Genomic DNA, 21,947 nt, shown 5'->3' with positions numbered 1-21,947 from the left:
TGTTACAAACAAAGTTCCACCTGATAGGGTTAAGATCAAAACTCAAGGTTTCAATTGATAATATTATAGTGTTGGTATTAACTTGCTCTATAATGCGAATTAATATGCTAAGCTAGTGACTTTAAAAACCAGCCGTTCTCGTTACAATTAACTGAATGGCTGTATTAACATACAGAGGATAACGCTAATGGTTCTCGGCAAGCCACAAACAGACCCTACTCTTGAATGGTTTTTGTCACACTGCCATATTCATAAATATCCATCCAAGAGCACTCTGATTCATCAGGGTGAAAAAGCAGAAACCCTTTACTATATCGTTAAAGGCTCAGTGGCTGTTTTAATCAAAGATGAAGAAGGCAAAGAAATGATCCTCTCCTATTTAAATCAGGGAGATTTCATTGGTGAACTAGGGTTATTTGAAGAAGGACAAGAACGTTCAGCTTGGGTTAGAGCAAAAAGTGCCTGCGAAGTCGCTGAAATTTCTTACAAAAAATTCCGTCAACTTATTCAGGTCAATCCTGATATTCTTATGCGCCTTTCTGCGCAAATGGCAAGTCGCCTGCAAACCACCTCAGAAAAAGTCGGTAACCTTGCTTTCCTTGATGTGACAGGCCGTATTGCACAAACTCTGCTTAATTTAGCGAAACAGCCCGATGCGATGACGCATCCAGATGGAATGCAAATTAAGATCACTCGCCAAGAAATTGGCCAAATCGTTGGTTGTTCACGCGAAACCGTTGGTCGCATTTTGAAAATGCTAGAAGACCAGAATCTGATCTCCGCACACGGTAAAACGATTGTCGTGTACGGTACTCGTTAACCGATATTAGTCTCACCACTTTGGTAAGACCGCGATTGCATAATGGCTTTATATCTTTGATATAGAGCCATTTTTGCTTCAACATCACCGAAAAACCAGAAAATAGCATTAATATCGTTATTTTATATTATTCATATCTACTAAAAAATAAAATCTAGAATAATTAATATACTATTATTTGAAGGTTTTATTAAAATGAAAATAAGTGAACATCGTCCATCCCTAAAATATATCAACCAAACAATCACGGCTCATGCAGAGATGCTAAAGCGTGGCAATATGACCCCTGAGACAATCTCTGAATCATGCAGGATAAAAAGAAATAATTTAGAGGCAAAATATAAGTTTCTTAACGAAACAAATAGCATTAAGCCAATATCAATCACCTTACCTACACCAGTAAAATTCGATGACAACGCATTTAAAGAGCGACAAGCTAAAATCGATGCGGCAATGAATATCGCCAATATCCTAAAGGAGAGTCAACTCCCTTCTCTGCCCTCATTATCGTTACCATTGAACTATTCATTAAAATCGAAGCATTCAACAAATACGATTAAAGAGCATGATTGTAATATGAGTGGTAACCAGTCAGCTCATTCGTTAAATATACCTAGACCCACAACGGATCTTCGACAAAAACTTGAGCAGTTGAGATCTAAATGTGAGAGGGTTGCTGCTAATTTAGATGCTAATAGTTATTCTGCTGAATCACTAAAGGTGAATTCAATGATCCACCTGAAAAAATTAGAACTCAATGCAAGCCTTATTGGCACTGACTACTCAGAGCTGGATTTAGTATGGTATATGGATAAAAAAGCACAAACTCAATCCGAGAAAGAGGCAATAATTAAAAATTTCACGCCCCCAAAACCAATCGCACATCAAAAAGGAAGCCGAATTCCCCTCAAGATACCGACTATCACTCAGGAATTAGATCAACCTAGAAAAAAACGTTCCATTCATCAGGCTACTGACATTATTTCATCTCATTCTCAGGGCAAGGGGCGAGTAATTATCAATGGGCAGGTAAAAAGAGACCTGAGTGGAATGGCATTATCCCCTTCGACTGCCGATCCGCGCAAAACAAATATCGATAAAATGCCAAAGAAAGAAATTAGCATTAATCATACAAAAAATATCAATACAAAAAGTGCTAGGGCATGTTGACCTTTGCTGTTTATTTTTTAATAAATCATATAGGGAGCCACATGACTGAACATGCTAAGGCAATCATGTTTTCATAATTGCTTGTTAATTTGTGATACCGAGTTACGGCGGCTCGGTATTTCTAAATTTACAGGAAGGCATTTTCAACTACGTGCCAATATTACTTGTCCACAGCTCCTTAATTGAGACAGCGATAATTAGATTTTTAGCCCGAAAAATATAACGCTTGTTGCCGACATCCAGTGTGTGGGCTGGCTGAATCATGCCAATGAAGTTATTTATTGAATAAGTGAAATCAAATCTCAGTAGATAAAATTAACTACTGGTAACGGATTGAACAGTTAAGGATTTTTAAGTCTATAGTCGAGGCGATTGTACTGTAAAAACACAAACAGCTAAAGAACACGCGGTAAAATCAAGACAGTATACCATGGGGTACTTGCGCCCCCGCCCATAGCTGATTATTAGTGGTCAGTGGCAGAATGAGTTCGGGTTTACGGTAGGCAGTCACTTTCCCCTCACACACCAAGCCGAGTCGTTGACTATCCGGCTGACTGATAATTTCAATCCTTCTTTATCTGCCATTGCGGCAATATCCACATACAGGCTCTTTTGTCACCCTCATATTCATATCTCGACTAACGGTAATAATCTTCATATGCTTACGAATAGTACCAACTTCAGCATGAGCAGAAGCCATATTTCCATTCGATACATATTTGCTAGGATTTTTTCTACTTTAGTTTCATTCTATCGTTAATTAACGTTGGACGATTTTTATCACCTAAAAAATAATCCGGTCTATTTCCTTGGTTAGTCTCTTTAAATATTTCCCCTGTTTCTTTATTTATTAATTCCGCTTTCACCTTCGGAATAGATGTATGTGTAGTGGCATAGTTAATTTGGCCACCTAAATAGAGCTGTTATTATACACTGCATAACTTAACAGGTGACATGTATAACAAAGCAAATTCGACGTAACTTCAGGGCGGAATTTAAACGAGAAGCGGCTCAATCAGTTCACTCGACGGCTGACTAAACTGATCGTTGAAACAACATTAAATATGGAATTGACTGAACACTTTGAGCATGAAAAAATCCCCCTCAATCAGGCTCTAATGATCCTGTGCGTAAAGCCATTTATTTAGCGATTGAATCGGCCTCTAAAAAGTAGAGTATGCCAATTCAAAACGGGAAACAGGCAATGAGCCGTTTTATTATTGTATTTGGTGACCGCCTAAACGGTCACCTTTAATGAAAGGCAAATACCCCAAATTATTTATAGGGTCAAAAAGACTCAAAGAGGTATTAACCTCTTTGAGTGTTAAAAATGTATTTATTTCAGAATACGTTCAATCGCTTTTTCTAATTTCAACATACCACTATTAATTTCTTCTTCCGAAATAATTAACGATGGCGTAAAACGTAATACATTAGCGCCAGCATTAAGCATCATTAATCCTTCATTGGCACAAGCTTGTAAAATATCTTTCGAACGATCTTTTAATTCCCCTTTAAGCTCTGCACCAATTAATAGCCCCATGCCTCTAATTTCAGCAAAAATATTATATTTCTCATTCAGCTTATTCAAATGAGCAACAAATAATTCACGACGCTTTGTCACACCATCAAGTACCTCTTTTGTATTGATAATATCAAATGCTGCATTACCAACCGCACAGGCTAATGGGTTACCACCATAAGTGGTACCGTGAGTTCCCAACCCCATAGCTTGCGCAATTTCATGGGTTGTTAACATTGCACTGATAGGGAAACCGCCACCTAAAGCCTTAGCTGTAGTCAGAATATCCGGTGTCACGCCGTAGTGCATATAAGAGAATAACTGCCCAGTGCGCCCCATACCACTTTGTACTTCATCAAATACCAGTAATGCATTGTTATCATTACATAGCTTACGCACACCTTGCATAAACTCTTGCGTGGCAGCAGTCACACCACCTTCCCCTTGAACAGGCTCTAATACCACCGCACAGGTATTTTCATCTATCACCGCTTTCACGGCATCGAGATCATTAAATGGCACATGAATAATATCAGCAGGTTTCGGCCCAAAACCATCCGCATATTTCGCTTGGCCTCCAACTGAAACCGTAAAGAAAGTACGCCCGTGGAAAGCTTGTTTGAACGCAATAATTTTGGTTTTATATGGGCTGTGCTTGGTAATGGCATAATGGCGCGCTAACTTAAACGCAGCTTCATTAGCTTCCGCCCCTGAATTGGCGAAGAACACTCGCTCAGCAAACGTCGCATTGATCAGCTTCTGTGCCAATCTTAAGGTTGGCTCATTAGTAAAAATATTACTGACATGCCATAGTTTCTCACTTTGCTCACGAACAGCAGCAACTAATGCGGGATGACAATGGCCTAATGCCAATACCGCGATCCCACCAGCAAAATCGATATATTCTTTACCTTGCTGATCCCAAACTCGGCTACCTTCCCCACGGACAGGAATAAATTCCGCTGGAGAATAAATAGGTAAAATAACCTGATCATAAGTTTGCCGATTTACTGCTTGTGGTTCTTTCATACCCCTCACCTGCCTTATCCAATGCCTAAGTGAAAATATAATCATTAAATATGAATAAAAAATCACAAAAGAGCAATAGCAAAGCGAGTGATGGGGATGAATTTATTTTTTTATAGGTACAGTGAGTAACTAATATTTTAAAAAATTATTCAACAATTCATGGCCTTGTTCACTCAGAATACTTTCTGGGTGAAACTGAACCCCCTCAATTGGCAGAGTTTTATGACGTATTCCCATAATTTCATCTACGTCACCGTTATTCAGTGACCATGCGGAGACATCAAAAGACGCTGGTAATGTTTCTGCGGCAATAACGAGAGAATGATAACGTGTAACTGTTAGTGGCCGATTTAAACCTTTAAATACCCCTTGGTGGTTATGATGAATAGCCGATGTTTTGCCATGCATCACTTCTCTAGCCTTCACAACCGTTGCACCAAAGGCTTGACCGATCGCTTGATGACCAAGACAAATGCCTAAGATAGGGATTTTCCCTGCAAAATATTTAATTGCTTCAAGAGAGATCCCTGCCTCATCAGGCGTACAAGGGCCTGGTGAGATCACTAGGTGTGTAGGCGCTAACAACTCTATCTCTTCGATAGAAATTTCATCATTACGTTTAACGAGTACTTCCGCCCCTAATTCACAGAAGTATTGATATAGGTTATAAGTAAATGAATCGTAATTATCAATAAGTAAAAGCATAGTAGCCTATCCGACTGATTTTTATCATTATATGTTATATTCCCATACACAGTTTTTTGCGCTTAGCAATCAGAACTCTGACTAAAAAATAGCAAAAAATAGTCGGGGGCAGGTATCATAACACAGCCGAAGCAGGAAAATAGCCTATTTAAATCAAGTAATCTGATTTACTGAAGCCAGTTTCCATATAAAAATCATGGAATTATATTCACATACTGATAACAAGTTATTCTTAATTAATAAGAATAACAACGTTCCATTCTACATCTATTCATACAATTGCAAGACAACCGCTTAGGGCATGGCGTTTCATACCCTAAATCTGTTTATCGTTGAAAAACCCGCTTACCGTTTACAAAGGTTGCTTGTATTTCGCCTGCTGTATCACAGAGCGTTAAATTCGCTTGCTTGTTGGGGGCGATTGATCCCAGACGATCCGCAATACCTAATGCTTTTGCTGGATATAAACTGCCATGTAACCATGCTTGTGCGAATGATATGTCGCAAGCTTGCTGCAATGTTTTCACTCCTTGTTCGAGGGTTAAGGTACTCCCTGCGAGGCTACCACTTTCTGTTCTGACAACCCCCTTTTTCATCTGCACAGTCATTTCACCGAGAGAGTATTCACCATCAGGCATGCCAGTAGCACGCATCGCATCTGTAATCAGTAGTAACCGCTCCCCACAGCAGCGGTAAACCACTTTGATAGCGGCAGGATGTACATGATGACCATCACAGATTAATTCAACCTGACATTGGTCGTTGGTTAAGGCTGCACCGACCATGCCTGGCTCACGATGATGTAGGCCATTCATGCCGTTATAGCAATGAACAACCCCATCCGCACCTTGATTTAGCCCATCCTGAGTCAATGCATAATCCGCACTGGAGTGGCCAAGCATGACACGGATCCCTTGTGATTTTAACCAAGGTATTAGCTCAAGAGAGGTTGGATGCTCGGGTGCGAGAGCTACACATTTTAAACTTCCTTCAGCAAGTGATATCCATTGCTGTAATAGGGCTTTCTCAGGTTGGTGCAATAAGCTTTCTGGGTGAGCTCCTTTATGTTGGGCCGTAAAAAATGGCCCTTCAAGATAACTTCCTAGAATTTCGGCGCCATCTACCCCTTGCTTCTGGCTATCTTTCACTTGAACCAATGCTCGCTCAATATCTTTATGCTGGGCGGTCACTGTTGTTGCTAAAAATGCGCCAACGCCTTTCGATGCTAAGAAACGAGATATATTATTGAGCGATTCATGGGTCGCATCCATCACATCGGCACCAGCACTACCATGAATGTGGGTATCAATAAGTGCAGGCAATAATGTGAATGGCAATAGCTCTTCAGCAGACTTCGTATTCGGGATAACGTGTTGGATACACCCATTATCATTCAATACGACTAAAACATTATCAGCCCACCCAGAAGGCAATAATGCCCTACGAACATATATCTGTTTATCTGATTTCATCATCTTACATCCTATCAGTGCCTCTTGTATGCGTCAGTAAACACGGCTTACATCATACCAGCACTGCCACAAATATTGATTTTACTTTCAACGACTTTACGCATTGCCTCTTTACCTGGTGTAATATATTTACGAGGGTCATTAGCGTCTGGGTGCTCAGCAAAATGCGCTTTGACAGCATCCGCAAAAGCAATTTTTAAATCTGTTGCCACATTCACTTTGCACACACCAAGTGAAATCGCTCGTTTAATCATCTCTTCAGGGATACCAGAAGCACCGTGTAGGACCAAAGGAATATCGACTTGCTGTTTAATCGCCGCTAAACGCTCAAAATCAAGGTGAGGTTCACCATGATATAAGCCATGGGCGGATCCTATCGCGACGGCCAATGAATCAATACCTGTACGCGTGATATACTCTTTCGCCGCCATAGGATCAGTATAGAAGCTATCTTTGCTATCAACGACTAAATCGTCCTCTTGCCCCCCTAATCGCCCTAACTCCGCCTCAACGCTGACATCATAATTTTGGCAATATTTCACGACTCTACTGACGGCTTCGATATTCTGTTCGAAAGCAAAGTGAGAACCATCAATCATCACAGAACGAATACCGGCACGTACTTTATGGCAAATATCGTCATACTCCTCATGGTGATCAAGATGTAATGCAATCGGTAAGTGATTCACTCGTGCAGCTTCACGACAAATCGATACCATGTATTCCAATCCTGCATAAGTAAACGTGCTCGGTGTTCCTGCTAAAATAACGGGGGATGACATCGCTGCTGCTGTTTCGACAACAACTTGAACAGTTTCAAGGTTATGTACATTAAAAGCGGGAACTGCATAACCATTACGTTGTGCTTTTTTCAACATTTCACGGTTAGAAATTAAATACATATGCTCTCCTTAAATGCCATCATCATGAGCAACAGATTGTTTTTCACGTTGTTGCTCATGCCACAAACTGGTTAAACCCCGATGCCCACACTCCAATGCCATATCGCGGAATTCTGTTACTGACATTCCATCCCTCTCCAGCATCATTTCTGCGACCATTTGCATATTGGTTCCAGTGATAACTTGGTAGTTTTGATTTTCCAAGGCCATCAATGACGCTTGCCGAAATGGTGAGCCACCTAATAAATCTGTTAAAAAAACGACACCATCACCTTGATCACATTGCTGACTTGCCTTTCTTAATGCTTGTTGAAGCGAATCGGTACACATTCCCTCAGGAAAATCTATCGCAACACATTGTTCTTGTGGGCCAATAACCTGTTGTACTGCTTGTAACAGGCCACTCGCAAAACCTCCATGGCCTGTAATGACGACACCTAACATTTGCCATTCCTCTTATAAGAATCCAACTAATTTACCAAGCACGCCAAATACCACGGTGACACCAATTAATTTCACAGGTGAAAAACCTTTTTTCATTAGCCAGTAGACAAGTAACGTAAAGCTTAATGGCAATAAATTTGGCATCAGTTTGTCTAGAACGTCTGTCTGTAAAGCCACTTTTGCTTCACCAGCCGTCATGATTAGTGGTGTAGAAAGATGCACATAAGAGGCAACTAGGGCGCCGATAACCGTCATTCCAACAATAGAAGCGGCATGTGAGATATTTTTGGTATGTGCTTTTAGCATGGCTATCGCTTTTGTTCCCGCGCGATAACCATAATGAGCCAGTCCAAAACGCAATGCGAAATGCACGATATTGAACATAAGCAGAAAAATAATCGGCCCAAATAAACTGCCTTGTAGTGCGAGTGATGCCCCAATACCAGCACAGATGGGCAATAAGGTTAGCCAGAACAACGCATCGCCGATGCCGCCTAGCGGCCCCATTAACGCTATTTTCACTGCACGAATGGTGGAAATCTTCTCCTTGCTACGCTCCATCGCTAGCACTAAACCGGATAAAAATGTCACATCAAATGGATGCACATTGATAAATTCCATGTGCATTTTCATAGAATTAGATAAATCTTCCGGTTTTTTATGAATTTTACGTAACGCTGGGATCAAGGTATAAAGCCAACCGCCAGCTTGCATACGTTCATAGTTAAAAGAAGCTTGTAGTAATAGCGAACGCAGTGCCATAACGTTAATATCACGGTGAGTCAGTGCTGTTGCAGGTTCGCTATCAAGGTAATCATCACGCTCAACCTGACTAGTTGCCATCGCTTGAGCCATTCGTTGCTCCGCTTTTGCTGCCAGAGCTTCATCATTGTCATTAAATGCCATCATTCATCTCCTGAGCAACTTTAGGTGAGCTGCCGTTATCATTGTTGTCATTACGTGTGCGGTTGAAGAAATCAATCAGTGCGATTGCAAACGCGCCAAGTGCGACCGCAATAATGGGCATATTCAGGAAAGTCACTGAAATAAAACCAAGAATAAAATAGGCAACATACGTCTTTTTCATCATGATTTTCATCAGTAGTGAGAAACCAATCGCAGGCATCATGCCACCTGCCACAGCTAAGCCATCCAATAGCCATTGAGGTGCTTTTTGTACCATGGCGCTTGCGGCATCAGCACCAAAGTAGATGGGTAAGAAAGCAACAATAAAGTAGAAAGAAAACAGAATCAGGATCCCAAAATAGTTCACCATCTCAATACCGCGCCAATTGAGCTTTTTCACCATTTCGTCGCATTTATGCATCATGGGTGAATAGAGTGTGAACAGTAATGTGATACAGCCTTGTACCGCGATAGAAAACGGTACAGCAATACCGATAGCAACTTTAGGATCCGCATGTGTCATGATGGCAAATGTCGTGCCAATAATACCGCCAATCACGACATTGGGGGGCTGAGCACCAGCAAGTGGCACCATCCCCATCCAAACCAGCTCTAACGTTCCTCCGACTAATAACCCCGTTTGCACATCACCTAAAATCAATCCAACAATAGGCCCAATAACCACAGGTCGATGGAAGTGTGTCAAACCATTAAATAAATCGACTCCCGCGATCCCAGCAATCAAAGCGATAAGTAGTGCGTCAGTCATCATACTGACCTCCTTAGCTAATTAGCTTAGAGACGGCTTCCCCCGCCTCATCAGGTACACGACGAATTTCACAAGTGATCCCTAATTTTTCTAATTCGCGGAATGCATTAATATCGCTATCATCCACAGAGACCGTTTTATGAATTTGTTTTTTACCTTCGATAAAGTGCATATTGCCAACATTGACAAATTTGATAGGAACTCCACCTTGAACTAGGGTGAGTACATCTTGAGGCGTTTTACAAACGATAAAAATCTTTTGTCGATCCGCAGCCTTATGGATCACATCAATGGTTTTTTGCAGCGTAAAATAGCGAGTTTGTACACCATCGGAAACCACCATATCCATCAAAGATTGAGCAACGGGATCAACAGCGGCTTCATCATTTGCAACAACCACTAAATTAGCACCAAGAGAATTTGTCCAAGTCACGCCAACTTGACCATGGATCAAACGATTATCGATACGAGTCATCAATATATTTGGGGTAGACATACTCACTCCTATTATTATTTTGTTGATTTGTATGGGTATAGCTGAACACCTTTAACAACACGATTCACTTCCCCCGTCGGACAAGGGTTATCCGGTGATAAACCATGATTGAGAGAAGCTTCAAATGACAAAAGCTGTAAAAAGACGAGATAAGGAAATATCAACCAAATATCATTGAGTGGGCTATCAAGCACGACGGCCTGCTCTAAAGGTAAACTACTCAATGCCACAATGTGTTTTGCCCGCTGGTCATGTTTCAGCTCATTGAGCAAATCTATATCATAGTGACGGCAATACTCCTCGGCTGATAACATCACTATTACCAATGTTTCTTTATCAATCATAAATTTAGGGCCATGGCGAACCCCTAATGTTGAATCAAAGCGCGTTGCAACTTTCCCCGATGTGAGCTCTAACATCTTCAGCGCCCCTTCTTCGGCAATCCCCGTAAAACAACTTGAGCCAAGCACAACCATTCGACTAAAACCATTTCCTGTCATGCCTTGGATCATCGGCAACCATTGTGGAATGCCGGTTTCTGCAAGTGTGGCAATCTCTTCAACATAACTACGTGCTTGAGTAAAATCTTGAACACCAAATAGTAATAATGTCGCTAATGTCATACAGCTAAAGCTTGAGGTCATGGCAAAGCTGCTGTCATGAGAACCATCGGGCATGATTAAAGAGCAAACATGCTTTTTCCCTTCCGCATAACGTGCCAAGGCGCCATCTGGATTACAGGTCAACATAAGGTGATAAACATCGTCGAGTAGCTCATCTGCCAGCTCTACGACACCAACACTTTCAGGACTGTTACCCGAGCGAGCATAAGAAACTAATAATGTCGGTTTATGTTTATCGAGGTAATGCCAAGGTGTTGGTACAATATCGGTAGATGCATACGCATGTACGTCTAATCCACAATATTCACGTAACCAAGGTGCCATGGCTTTCCCTGCAAAGGCAGACGACCCAGCACCACATAACACAATTTGTAAATCCGGCTTGGCGAGCAGTTCAGATAAAAACGGTTGCCATTGCTCCGATTTAGCCGCTAACTCCCGATATAATTCACGCCATAAGCGGGGCTGATGAGTAATTTCTTGTGCAGTAAACAGAGCGCCGTGCTGCTCTAACCATGATTGTGAATATGACAATATTTCCTTCATGCCACCGCTCCTTTTGACTGTGATTCACATGCCAACGCATATTGAAGTAATACGCTTCGAACCTTATCCATGACCCACGCTTTTGGGTCATTCTCTAAGTCACCGACTTTAACGGCTTCGGCCTGCTCTGGTAGGTATTGGCTCAGCATCGAAATCGGTACTGGGTTTTGCCGTAAATTGTCCAATAATTTCGCCACTGCTTTTTCAACTTCAGGCTCCGCCCAGTAATAGCGAATACGGTCACTTAAGCTATATTGTCTGTCGATGTATTGCTGATGAGCACTCCCTTTGTAATAAGGGCTCCAACGCTCTGGCTGCTCATTCATAATTTGTTCGAGGGTTGCGTGTAAATGGGCAGCATCACGCTCACCATTCCATTCACGATCTAATTTATCGAGTGCAAATAACCCTTCACGTAAAGCAAACGTTAATGCAGGGCCAACTTTTAAGATCGCAAAATGGTCGCGGACTAACTGACGATACGCCTTTAGTGCTTGGTAATCGGTAGAGTGTGCTTCATAAACAAGATGGGGAACTGATTCGATAAATTGGCTAAGTGCTTTCGCTTTTTCAGGTTGATAATGTTCAACATTGTGATGATCAAATTCGACCCCTGGCTGAACAACCAAGGCAATCACTCGGGGCCACACATCGGCTAACCCATGCTCTTGCCATTTATTTTTATGGATAGACAATGTGGTTTTAGCAGCTTCGGGCGATGTTACTTGTAATCCATCCATCGATTCTTTCGCACCGCCCGGCACAGGAACTTCTGTGCCAATAACATAAACAGGGGCTTCACCACCATGATCTTGCCAGCTACGTTCAGCCACTTGGCATAGCCTTGCCGCACGGGAAGCGACAACGTCATCGCTCAAAGGAATAGGGTCATCAGCACAAGACATTGAACAATCAAGGTGAATTTTACGAAAGCCTGCCGCAACATAATCATAAATGAGTGTTTCTGATAGTTGCATCGCCTCATCAGCGCAACGGTTTTGCCATGCATTAGGGCCTAAATGATCGCCGCCTAACCACACTTTTTCACGTGGGAAAGCCAATCGATCCGCGATTTTCCATACCATTTCACGAAAATCGCAAGGAAGCATACCGGTATAGCCACCGAACTGGTTAACTTGGTTAGAAGTGGCTTCAATTAATACTGAAGAGTTACGTTGTTTAGCAAAACGAATCGCACTTTCTAGAACCCAAGGGTGTGCGGAACAGACAGAGTAAACCCCAACGTCCTCGCCAGATTTATGGCGATGGATCAGCTGTAATAGCGGCTGCATAATATCTCCAAATAACTCAGATATGATTAAAAACGTTGCGTTTTTAATTAAGAATTAAAATAGATATGCCTTATTCATCAACAACAATGACTTCTACACCAAATGCCGTTAAAGCTTGGCGATAATGAAGTGGAATGCGGCTATCAGTAATAAGACGATGGATCAGTCTAGCTTCGCGTATTAAACAAAAACTCTTTCGCCCAAATTTAGTGCCATCTGCTACAGCGATAATTTGATGTGCCACATCACACATCACACGGTTGAGATGCGCTTCTCCGCTATTCGGTGTGGTGATCCCAGCTTCAAGATCAAAGCCATCTACCCCAAGAAACAACGTATCAAAACGGTACTGTGATAACTGCTGTTCGGCGGCAGGACCATAAAGGGAATAAGAATTTTTGCGTACGTGTCCACCAAGAACCATAACATCTACGCTGTCGAAACCGGCCAGTTCGTATGCGATATTGAGAGCATTAGTCATCACGACTAAATCACGGTGGTGTTTTAAAAAAGGAACGATTTCTGCTGTTGTTGAGCCTGAATCAATGATGAGAGAATCCCCATCATTCACAAATTCCGCCGCTTTTTTGGCAATACGAGTTTTAATTTCTCGATCCATGCGACCTTTCACTTGTAACGGTCTATCAAAAGCAAATTTATGATTCACCATTGCACCGCCATAAGAGCGTAAGGCACAACCCTTTTTTTCCAGATAACGTAAATCATTTCGAATAGTGACGCTAGAAACATTAAACTGTTTGCTTAAAGCATCGACACGAACACTCCCTTCTTGGCACAACATATCCATGATGCATTCACGTCTTTTTACGGTATCTGTACTCATGTTTATCACTCCGAAAAACATCACCTTGTTATCACGATTGACCATGCTAACAACATATCTGAATTACAGCAGAGTGAGTCAATCGAAAATGTGATCCTTGTTAAAGTTCATTTTTAGAGCAAAAAACCTCAAAAAACCTTTCGATTCCATTCAAATCGAAAGGAGTAGCTTTCAATTGATTGACTTATTTTTTCATGCAAATGCTTAGCAAAGGCCAATATTTAAGTTAGTAAATGTATTAACAACGAAACACAAAGAAAAAATGTCAAACAAACCGTTTTCAAACCGCGCGGTGAGCAAGATCACAAAATTGAATTTATGTAAAAATAACTAGCAGGTTAATAAGAAGAAAAGAATGAAAAAAGAGAAGGGAAAAAGAAAATAAATTCTAATTAATGGGGAAATATACTCTGTGAGTACATCACTACATAAATAGCACTCACAGTGATACAGCCTTATACATGAAAAATAATATAAGTGGGTAAATACTAGCGACCTACCCACTCTATCTATTATGGCTTTTTAATGACTTCCGCAGAAATAATTGATATTGGTTCAACAGGCACATTTTGATATGGACCAACATTCTCTGTTTTTACTTTAGAGATTTTATCCACTACATCCATGCCTTTTACCACTTTACCAAAAACAGCGTAACCAAAATCACGTTGACCGTGATCTAAGAAAGCATTGTCAGCGACATTAATAAAAAACTGGCTGGTCGCACTGTCTTTATTCGCTGTACGTGCCATAGAAATGGTTCCACGTAAATTGCGCAAACCGTTATCTGCTTCATTTTTAATTGGAGCACGAGTCTGCTTTTGCTGAAGATCTTTGTTAAAACCGCCACCCTGGATCATAAAACCAGGAATAACACGGTGAAACGTTGTTCCGTTGTAATAACCTTCATTCACATATTGTAGAAAGTTCTCAGTGGTCACAGGTGCTTTTTTATTATTCAGTTCTAATTCAATATTACCTGCTGAGGTGACTAATTTAACATACGTTTCACCCGCAGCTAATGCTAGAGAAGATGCGCTGATAGCACAGACCGCCAGTAAAGGCACAAAAATTCGTTTTAACATTCAAGATCCCTTTCGCTATAGCTAAATGACTTAATTATACTCGAAATAGTTCGAGGTGCAGCTAAGCGCATAAGCAAATATGTGACTCATGTGAATAGACATAGCCAACAAAGCTGCAACTGGAAGTATGACGAGTACAATTCACCAATTCTAGAGCTAAGCTGAATATATTGCTAAAGATTTACCTTTATTTACGTCAGATAAGCGAGTAATCATCAAAAACTGTCAGATGACGCCCAATATGTACGTAAAATCGTTGTTTCAAAAGCAAACAGCTACTGCTCTATCGCAATTTTGGCTTTGTTTGTCTGCCACCAGTCGCTATAATCCCTCAGCCTCAAAAGGTCAACTCAGGGAGAACAACCTATGACAATCAAAAACCATAACTACCATATGACAAAATTTGTCATCAGTGCACCCGATATCCGTCATCTACCAAAAGATACGGGTATAGAAGTTGCCTTTGCAGGCCGCTCCAATGCAGGTAAATCCAGCGCACTAAACGCGCTTACACAACAAAAAAGCCTTGCTCGCACCAGTAAAACGCCAGGACGGACACAGTTAATTAACCTGTTCGAAGTGGAAGAAGGCATTCGTCTTGTCGACTTACCGGGTTATGGCTATGCCGAAGTGCCGGAAGAGATGAAACGCAAATGGCAAAAAGCGCTTGGTGAATACCTACAAAAAAGGGAGTGTATTAAAGGTCTTGTCGTATTGATGGATATTCGCCATCCACTAAAAGACCTTGATATGCAAATGATTGAATGGTCTATTGCGATGGAAATTCCTGTATTAGTCCTTTTGACTAAGGCAGATAAACTCGCTTCTGGCGCACGCAAAAAACAATTAATGGAAGTCCGCCAAGCACTCTCTCCATTAGGGGGAGACGTCGAAGTCGAATATTTTTCAGCATTGAAAAAAATCGGTATTGATAAATTGCGTCTCAAACTTGATAGCTGGTATAGCACGCCAATTTGATCCATTTCGATCCTTGTGCGTCACTCGGCGCACAACGGCAAGCACGATAACTTTACACAAAGTTTGGATAAAAAAATGCTCCAGTCAAAATTTTGACTGGAGCAGCTAATATTCAGCTAAATCCGATTACGTGAAGTAAAAGGTCTGAAAGATAGAACATCTTACCTCTGTACCCTACGCCTTATACTTTACTTGATTTTTTACGCGAAAAAAAGCTTTTCTGTAATTTTTTTTCAATGCTTACTACGATTCAGCGAATAAAACATCATAATAATAGCCAAAAAACGTATTTTTATTACATATTTATGAGAGCCAAGTCGCATTAATATGTAATGTAAATTTTTTATCTCATTAGGTAATAACGCGTATTTTGTTCAAATAACAGACAGAAATAAGCTTTATCGCATCTATATGGCAACATGCGATAAAGAAAATAAGAAGAGTGTTTTATCGAATCGGCGAATAGGTTGACGCCATTATTGATGACTCAGAGAATAAGCAAGCTCGCCTCTATTGTTTTATATCCGCTGATGACAATGCGCTTTCGGGAAGTAATGCTCCGCCATCAACGACAATAGTCTGTCCTGTCATATATCCCGCGGCTTGTGAGGCTAAAAATACCATAGCGGCAGCAATATCTTCTGCTTCCCCTAAACGCCCTAGTGGTACAGCACGAGCAATCCTTTGATTCAATTGCTCATCCCCTAAGTTTTCCATCGCAGGTGTTCGTATCATCCCCGGCTCAACGCCATTCACCGTTATCCCAAAAGGAGCCAACTCCAATGCGGCTGACTTAATAAAACCATTAACCCCCGCTTTAGAGGCGGCATAATGCGCAAGCCCTGGGTAAGCGACTTTAGGACCAGTGACAGATGAGGTGATTAAAATACGCCCTCTTCCCTGCCTTTTCATAATCGGTTGAGCCGCTTGAGCCAAATAAAAAGGCGCCATTAAATTAACACTCAGTGTCTGTTGTAATAAAGCCTCATCAATTTGCATAAATTCTGTTAGCGGAAAATAAGCTGCATTATGGATAACAACATCTAATTGATGATATTCGCGATCTATTTTTGCAACCAATGCTGTTATTTGTTGCTGCTTTGCACAGTCACAACCTTCCGCCTGAACGTTAAACCCTTTTGCTACTAATGAAGCTGCGGCTGCTTGCGCCTTTTGTAACTGCAAATCAGCCATAATCACGCAAGCCCCTAATTGAGCAAAGGCTTCAACAATCGCTAAACCAATACCTTGAGCCCCACCAGTAACTAGCACGACCTGCCCTTGAAATGCAGTTGGAGAAAATAAGCGTTCCATGATTAATCCTTTGGCTCTGAGATAAGCCTGTCGCCATAAAAGATATTACGTTACATGAACGCTATATTGAGGTAAAAAAATGTACTGTGACAATCGTTCTTAGGTAGTAAATGCACGTTACGTTCGACAGTAAAATAATCTCATTTTTTACACTAACTTAATCAAGTTAGCTCATATAGCAAAACATATACATTAAATTAAACTTTTAAATGTAGTTTTTTATATTTACATTTTAATAGCTGAGCTATAATTTAATTAAAACCTCTTTCTTAAATCCCATTTAGACTAAACTGTAAAAAATTAATTAGGAATTAATAATAATGAATAAAATAATTAAATTATTTATTTTAATAAGTTCAATAATTATAGGTTATAATTGTAACGCAGAGGATTTATTGCAAGTTTATAAAATAACGAAAGATAACAACCCCACATTAAAAAAAACAGAAAGTGAACGTTATCAAGCCTATAAAAAAATAGATGAAGAGCGTAGCTCATTACTCCCTCAATTAAAATTAAAAGCTAATTCAAACTATAAAAACAATGATGGTACAGATGATAATAAAAATATTAAAAACACCGAATTATCTCTACAAATGACACAATCTATAATTGATATATCTAAGTGGAAATCACTATCTATTCAAGAAAAACATGCAGCTATTTCAGATATTAACTATCAAATAAGCCAGCAAGATCTGCTGTTAGAAACGGCTATCTCTTACTTTAATATATTAAAGTTTATTGATGCCCTCACTTACATAAAAGCCCATAAACTCGCGGTTTATCATCAGTTAGATCAAACCACACAACGCTTTAATGTAGGGCTAACGACCATCACTGACGTACAAAATGCGAGAGCTAACTATGACAGTATCATTGCTCAAGAGGTTCTAGGTTACAACGAATTGAAGAATTCAGTTGAGGTATTAAGAAAAATCAGTGGAGTACGATATACTCAATTAGCAAAACTCAATATTAATAAGTTACAACTCACCAAACCAGATAATATCACATTTCTACTTGAAAATGCGCGAATTAAAAACCTGAGCTTATTAAAAGCTCGCCTGTCACAAGAAATATCAAATGATAAAATATCCCTCGCCAAAAGCGGGCATTTACCTATAGTCACTTTAGATGCTTCTACAGCCATCAATAACACTCGGCTAGATAAGAATAGTATCGAAAGCCAGCATAAAATAAATAACCATTCAGGGAAAAACAATGCAGCCCTCTCGTTAAATTTACCAATCTATCAAGGAAATACGGTTAATTCTCAAGTTAAGCAAGCTCAGTATGGTTTTGAGGCTGCAACAGAGCAACTTGAAAGTGATAATCGAAACGTCACCCAGCAAGTTAACTCTTCATACAATAATCTATTGTCGTCAATAAGTAGTATTAATGCCTATAAGCAACTAATCATTTCAACACAAAGCTCATTAGATGCCACAGAAGCGGGTTATCAAGTAGGAACACGCACTATTGTCGATGTACTATCTGCAACTGCCGCCCTCTATCAGTCGAAAAAAAATTTATCGAATGCCCAATATGATTATTTAATCAACCAATTAAAAATGGAATATTTACAAGGTTCCTTAAACGAAAATAGCATTCAGCGTATCAATAAAATGCTAGGTAATGAAATATCAATTTATGAATCAACAATGCAATAATTAGCATTCGAATTATTTAATATTAAATTATTTATTTTAATTAAAACTTAATAAATTTCATTTTTATCACTCATCATTTTCTATGCCATTATTGATTTTAAAGTAAAAATGAGCTCAAGGAAATAAACAGTGAAAGTAAATGAAATGTATTGCATTAAAAATGGAGAAGCGTTAATCATTTCTCCTTCACCACAAAAAAGGAAAATAACCATTCCAAAATTGATGGCATCGAGTAGAGGGCAAAAAACAAAAGCCCATCACCGTCTAGATATCAATGGAAAGCAAGTTGCAATTGCTGAAGTTGATACACGTTATAATCAATATGGAGTTACTTTAATCAGTATATCATCTTGGTCTGGAATTATTGAGCCTAATACCCAAATGAAAATCATGGCTAGTGAAAGAACATCCAAATATTCATCTGTACTTAGTTATGTATTAGTATTAATAGAATAATATATAATTTCACAATAGATAATATGACTAAATAAAACTGAGTCGAATTAAGCATTATCCGACTCAGTTCAGACTCTAACTAGTGGGCTTCATCCCAGTTATCACCAATACCGACATCAACCTTCAACGGTACATCAAGTTGCATACTTTGTTCCATCAACTCACGTATTTTGGTGGTCACACTATCAAGCTCTGACTCTTTGACTTCGAAAACTAATTCATCATGCACCTGCATTAGCATGTCAGCATGCGGTTTTTCGGTCTGTAACCAAGCATCCACCGCGATCATCGCTTTCTTGATAATATCTGCTGCCGTACCTTGCATCGGTGCGTTAATAGCCTCACGCTCAGCCGCTTTACGACGCATTCCATTACTTGACTTAATGTCGGCAAGATACAAGCGACGCCCTTCTAACGTTTCAACATACCCCTGCTCAGCCGCTTGATGGCGCGTATTTTCCATATAGCGCAGCACGCCTGGATAACGTTCAAAATAGAGGTCCATATAACGCTGAGCTTCACCGCGAGGAATGCCTAACTGTCGAGCAAGACCAAATGCGCTCATACCATAAATCAAACCGAAGTTAATCGCTTTTGCACTACGACGCTGATCACTTGTCACTTCATCCAGTGGTACACCAAATACCTCTGCTGCCGTTGCACGGTGAATATCTTTGCCTTCAGCAAACGCCGTTAATAGCCCTTTATCTTGCGATAGATGCGCCATAATACGTAATTCGATTTGCGAATAGTCCGCGGCCACTACTTTGTAGCCTTTGCGTGCAATAAATGCTTGGCGGATACGGCGACCTTCTTCCGTCCTAACCGGAATATTTTGTAAATTGGGGTCTCGAGATGATAAGCGCCCTGTCGCTGTCACTGCTTGATGATACGAGGTGTGTACCCGTTGAGTTTTCGGGCTGATCATCAACGGCAACTTGTCGGTATAGGTTGATTTCAGTTTTGCGAGACTACGGTGTTCAAGCAAGAGTTTAGGTAGCGCGTGATTTAGAGCCAACTCCTCAAGCACTTCTTCGTTGGTAGACGGTGCACCACTCGGTGTTTTTTTCACTACAGGCAGTTGTAGCTTTTCAAACAGAATCGTTTGTAATTGTTTGGTTGAAGCAAGATTGAACTCTTCACCCGCAAGCTCAAATGCCTCTTTCTCCAATTCCGCCAAACGCGCAGTGATCTCTTTCGATTGGGCCGCTAGTACCGCAGCATCGATTAATACCCCTTTACGCTCCATTCTGACAAGAACAGGCACTAATGGCATTTCAATTTCACGGAAAACGTGATTCAGTTTAGGCTCAGCCTCTAATTGAGGATACAGTGCTTGATGAAGCAATAACGTCACATCGGCATCTTCTGCCGCGTAATTGGCTGCCTGCTCAAGCGCTATTTGATTGAATGTCAGCTGCTTTTTCCCCTTCCCTGCAATCTCTTCAAAAGAGACCGTTTTATGGTTAAGGTGCCGTTCAGCTAGGCTATCCATATCATGGCGCCCCATACCCGCTACGCTATTTAGCACATAGGATTCCAGCATGGTATCAAATGCAATACCTTTCAGTTCAATATCGTAGTTGAGTAAAACCTCAGCGTCATATTTTAAGTTCTGACCTATTTTGAGTATTTTATCATTTTCCAATATCGGCTTCATGGCAGCCAACACATCATTTAATGGGAGTTGCACTGGTGCATCAAGATAATCATGACCTAATGGCAAATAGGCCGCATAGCCGGGTTCAATGGCAAATGACATCCCAACTAAACGCGCTTCTTGTGTATCCAAACTGTCCGTTTCAGTATCAAAGGCAAAGATTGAGGCTGACGTGAGTTTTTCTATCCAGCGGTCTAAATCCGCTTTTTCCAAGATAGTTTGATAGTTTTCCGCACTCAACGTCGGTGCTGCCATGACGGCTTCAATTTTCTTTTCTGTTTTACTTGCCGCTGGCGCACTACTTTTACCACTTTTACCATCCATCCACGTGCCATTCTCAACATCCGCTAACCAGCGTTTAAACTCATAACGGCTAAACAACTGGTAAAGTTTGTCTGTGTCTGGCTCGGAGATCGCAAGTTCTTCGCAGCTTTTTTCTAGCTCCACATCGGTTTTGATGGTCGCTAATTGGTATGAAAGGAAAGCAACCTCGCGATTCTCTTCCATTTTCGGGGCTAATGTTTTCGATCCTCTAAAGCCAAGTGGGGCGATTTTATCTAAAGAGTCGTAAATCTCTTTTAAACTGCCAATGCCTTGCAGCAAAGCAAGTGCCGTTTTTTCGCCCACACCGGGAACGCCTGGAATATTATCGGAAGAGTCGCCCATCAATGCGAGGAAGTCGATGATCAGCTCTGGCGGAACCCCATATTTATCCTCAACTTCTTGAGGGCCTAAAATGGTATTGGTCATGGTATTGATCAAGGTGATATTAGGCTCAACCAATTGAGCCATATCTTTATCGCCTGTGCTGATCAAGACAGGGATCCCTTTTTGACTCGCTTGCCTCGCAAGAGTACCAATGACATCGTCCGCTTCAACACCGGAAACCACCAGCAACGGTAGTCCCATCGCTTCGACCATTTCATGCAATGGCGCTATTTGCTCACGCAAATCATCTGGCATCGGTGGGCGGTGTGATTTATAACTCTCAAACAGCTCATCACGGAATGTTTTTCCTTTGGCATCAAAGACGACAGCCACATGACTTGGCTTATATTGCATAATCAAGCTACGCAACATATTGAGCACACCATACATGGCTCCTGTCGGTTCGCCCGCACTGTTAGTCAGTGGTGGGAATGCATGATAAGCACGGTACAGGTAAGATGAACCATCTACCAATATAAGGGGATTTTCTGCTATCTGAGCCATAATCTGTCATCATCTTTTTGTCAGGAATG

At 40.8% G+C, this 21,947-nt stretch carries 21 protein-coding genes and 1 pseudogene; 6 read left to right on the top strand and 16 right to left on the bottom strand.

Features of this window, described 5'->3' with window-relative positions; all coding sequences use genetic code 11:
- Positions 1 to 187 precede the first annotated feature (187 nt).
- Together crp and PSE69_RS14160 are read left to right on the top strand one after the other, a co-directional pair.
- Positions 188 to 820, top strand: coding sequence for a cAMP-activated global transcriptional regulator CRP (gene crp / locus PSE69_RS14165; protein WP_004923862.1), 633 nt, complete (start codon positions 188 to 190; stop codon positions 818 to 820).
- Between the two features lie 195 nt (positions 821 to 1,015).
- On the top strand, positions 1,016 to 1,990 hold the full coding sequence (locus PSE69_RS14160; RefSeq protein WP_040132704.1) for a hypothetical protein: 975 nt from the start codon (positions 1,016 to 1,018) through the stop codon (positions 1,988 to 1,990).
- 574 nt (positions 1,991 to 2,564) lie between these two features.
- Here PSE69_RS14160 and PSE69_RS19920 read toward each other — a convergent pair.
- The gene (locus tag PSE69_RS19920; protein ID WP_419177201.1) at positions 2,565 to 2,690 is read right to left on the bottom strand and encodes a cytidine deaminase-like fold-containing protein; all 126 of its coding nucleotides are present in this window, start codon (positions 2,688 to 2,690) and stop codon (positions 2,565 to 2,567) included.
- Positions 2,691 to 3,104: 414 nt separating this feature from the next.
- On the opposite strand from PSE69_RS19920, the pseudogene PSE69_RS14150 reads away from it, so the two are divergent.
- A pseudogene (locus tag PSE69_RS14150) lies at positions 3,105 to 3,245 on the top strand (IS256 family transposase); the annotation flags it as partial.
- A gap of 81 nt (positions 3,246 to 3,326) precedes the next feature.
- Here the strand turns inward: PSE69_RS14150 and argD are convergent.
- From argD to ppiA, 12 genes are all read right to left on the bottom strand, one after another.
- Positions 3,327 to 4,541: a bifunctional acetylornithine/succinyldiaminopimelate transaminase gene (argD, locus tag PSE69_RS14145; RefSeq protein ID WP_121875216.1), complete on the bottom strand. Its 1,215-nt coding sequence runs from the start codon at positions 4,539 to 4,541 to the stop codon at positions 3,327 to 3,329.
- A gap of 129 nt (positions 4,542 to 4,670) precedes the next feature.
- On the bottom strand, positions 4,671 to 5,246 hold the full coding sequence (locus PSE69_RS14140; protein WP_004923848.1) for an aminodeoxychorismate synthase component II: 576 nt from the start codon (positions 5,244 to 5,246) through the stop codon (positions 4,671 to 4,673).
- Positions 5,247 to 5,572: 326 nt separating this feature from the next.
- Positions 5,573 to 6,721: an N-acetylglucosamine-6-phosphate deacetylase gene (nagA, locus tag PSE69_RS14135; protein ID WP_081368639.1), complete on the bottom strand. Its 1,149-nt coding sequence runs from the start codon at positions 6,719 to 6,721 to the stop codon at positions 5,573 to 5,575.
- A gap of 44 nt (positions 6,722 to 6,765) precedes the next feature.
- The gene (locus PSE69_RS14130) at positions 6,766 to 7,620 is read right to left on the bottom strand and encodes a tagatose bisphosphate family class II aldolase (RefSeq protein WP_036942171.1); all 855 of its coding nucleotides are present in this window, start codon (positions 7,618 to 7,620) and stop codon (positions 6,766 to 6,768) included.
- A gap of 9 nt (positions 7,621 to 7,629) precedes the next feature.
- On the bottom strand, positions 7,630 to 8,064 hold the full coding sequence (agaF, locus tag PSE69_RS14125) for a PTS galactosamine/N-acetylgalactosamine transporter subunit IIA (protein WP_004923836.1): 435 nt from the start codon (positions 8,062 to 8,064) through the stop codon (positions 7,630 to 7,632).
- A gap of 12 nt (positions 8,065 to 8,076) precedes the next feature.
- The gene (locus PSE69_RS14120) at positions 8,077 to 8,970 is read right to left on the bottom strand and encodes a PTS system mannose/fructose/sorbose family transporter subunit IID (RefSeq protein ID WP_036942174.1); all 894 of its coding nucleotides are present in this window, start codon (positions 8,968 to 8,970) and stop codon (positions 8,077 to 8,079) included.
- Positions 8,960 to 9,742, bottom strand: coding sequence for a PTS N-acetylgalactosamine transporter subunit IIC (agaW, locus tag PSE69_RS14115; RefSeq protein WP_004923830.1), 783 nt, complete (start codon positions 9,740 to 9,742; stop codon positions 8,960 to 8,962). Before agaW ends, PSE69_RS14120 begins: the two co-directional genes overlap by 11 nt.
- A gap of 10 nt (positions 9,743 to 9,752) precedes the next feature.
- The gene (gene agaV / locus PSE69_RS14110) at positions 9,753 to 10,235 is read right to left on the bottom strand and encodes a PTS N-acetylgalactosamine transporter subunit IIB (protein WP_014656972.1); all 483 of its coding nucleotides are present in this window, start codon (positions 10,233 to 10,235) and stop codon (positions 9,753 to 9,755) included.
- Between the two features lie 14 nt (positions 10,236 to 10,249).
- Positions 10,250 to 11,404 carry an SIS domain-containing protein gene (locus PSE69_RS14105; RefSeq protein ID WP_004923826.1) on the bottom strand — a complete coding sequence of 385 codons (1,155 nt, stop codon included), beginning with the start codon at positions 11,402 to 11,404 and terminating at the stop codon, positions 10,250 to 10,252.
- On the bottom strand, positions 11,401 to 12,696 hold the full coding sequence (locus PSE69_RS14100; RefSeq protein ID WP_004923825.1) for a D-tagatose-bisphosphate aldolase, class II, non-catalytic subunit: 1,296 nt from the start codon (positions 12,694 to 12,696) through the stop codon (positions 11,401 to 11,403). Before PSE69_RS14100 ends, PSE69_RS14105 begins: the two co-directional genes overlap by 4 nt.
- 70 nt (positions 12,697 to 12,766) lie before the next feature.
- Complete coding sequence (agaR, locus tag PSE69_RS14095) at positions 12,767 to 13,540, bottom strand: transcriptional repressor AgaR (protein WP_014656973.1); 774 nt, start codon at positions 13,538 to 13,540, stop codon at positions 12,767 to 12,769.
- 512 nt (positions 13,541 to 14,052) lie between these two features.
- Positions 14,053 to 14,625 carry a peptidylprolyl isomerase A gene (gene ppiA, locus PSE69_RS14090; RefSeq protein ID WP_014656974.1) on the bottom strand — a complete coding sequence of 191 codons (573 nt, stop codon included), beginning with the start codon at positions 14,623 to 14,625 and terminating at the stop codon, positions 14,053 to 14,055.
- Positions 14,626 to 14,991: 366 nt separating this feature from the next.
- On the opposite strand from ppiA, the gene yihA reads away from it, so the two are divergent.
- Positions 14,992 to 15,603 (top strand): ribosome biogenesis GTP-binding protein YihA/YsxC, encoded by a 612-nt coding sequence (yihA, locus tag PSE69_RS14085; RefSeq protein WP_004923816.1) that lies wholly within the window; start codon positions 14,992 to 14,994, stop codon positions 15,601 to 15,603.
- 112 nt (positions 15,604 to 15,715) lie between these two features.
- Here yihA and PSE69_RS19915 read toward each other — a convergent pair whose 3' ends face one another.
- Both PSE69_RS19915 and PSE69_RS14080 read right to left on the bottom strand, forming a co-directional pair.
- The gene (locus PSE69_RS19915; protein ID WP_438361642.1) at positions 15,716 to 15,763 is read right to left on the bottom strand and encodes a hypothetical protein; all 48 of its coding nucleotides are present in this window, start codon (positions 15,761 to 15,763) and stop codon (positions 15,716 to 15,718) included.
- 350 nt (positions 15,764 to 16,113) lie between these two features.
- Positions 16,114 to 16,917 carry an SDR family oxidoreductase gene (locus PSE69_RS14080; protein ID WP_004923813.1) on the bottom strand — a complete coding sequence of 268 codons (804 nt, stop codon included), beginning with the start codon at positions 16,915 to 16,917 and terminating at the stop codon, positions 16,114 to 16,116.
- A gap of 320 nt (positions 16,918 to 17,237) precedes the next feature.
- On the opposite strand from PSE69_RS14080, the gene tolC reads away from it, so the two are divergent.
- The gene (gene tolC, locus PSE69_RS14075; protein ID WP_060561264.1) at positions 17,238 to 18,590 is read left to right on the top strand and encodes an outer membrane channel protein TolC; all 1,353 of its coding nucleotides are present in this window, start codon (positions 17,238 to 17,240) and stop codon (positions 18,588 to 18,590) included.
- Between the two features lie 129 nt (positions 18,591 to 18,719).
- Positions 18,720 to 19,046, top strand: a complete 327-nt coding sequence (locus tag PSE69_RS14070; protein WP_004923806.1) for a hypothetical protein — start codon at positions 18,720 to 18,722, stop codon at positions 19,044 to 19,046.
- A 79-nt stretch (positions 19,047 to 19,125) separates the two neighbouring features.
- Here the strand turns inward: PSE69_RS14070 and polA are convergent, their stop codons facing one another.
- Positions 19,126 to 21,918, bottom strand: a complete 2,793-nt coding sequence (gene polA / locus PSE69_RS14065) for a DNA polymerase I (RefSeq protein ID WP_121874928.1) — start codon at positions 21,916 to 21,918, stop codon at positions 19,126 to 19,128.
- Positions 21,919 to 21,947 lie beyond the last annotated feature (29 nt).

Origin of the sequence: Providencia sp. PROV122, assembly GCF_028482365.1 — a bacterium.
GTDB lineage: Bacteria > Pseudomonadota > Gammaproteobacteria > Enterobacterales > Enterobacteriaceae > Providencia > Providencia stuartii.
The sequence above is the reverse complement of the archived record's forward strand: the minus strand, read 5'-3'. Positions and strand labels throughout refer to the sequence as shown.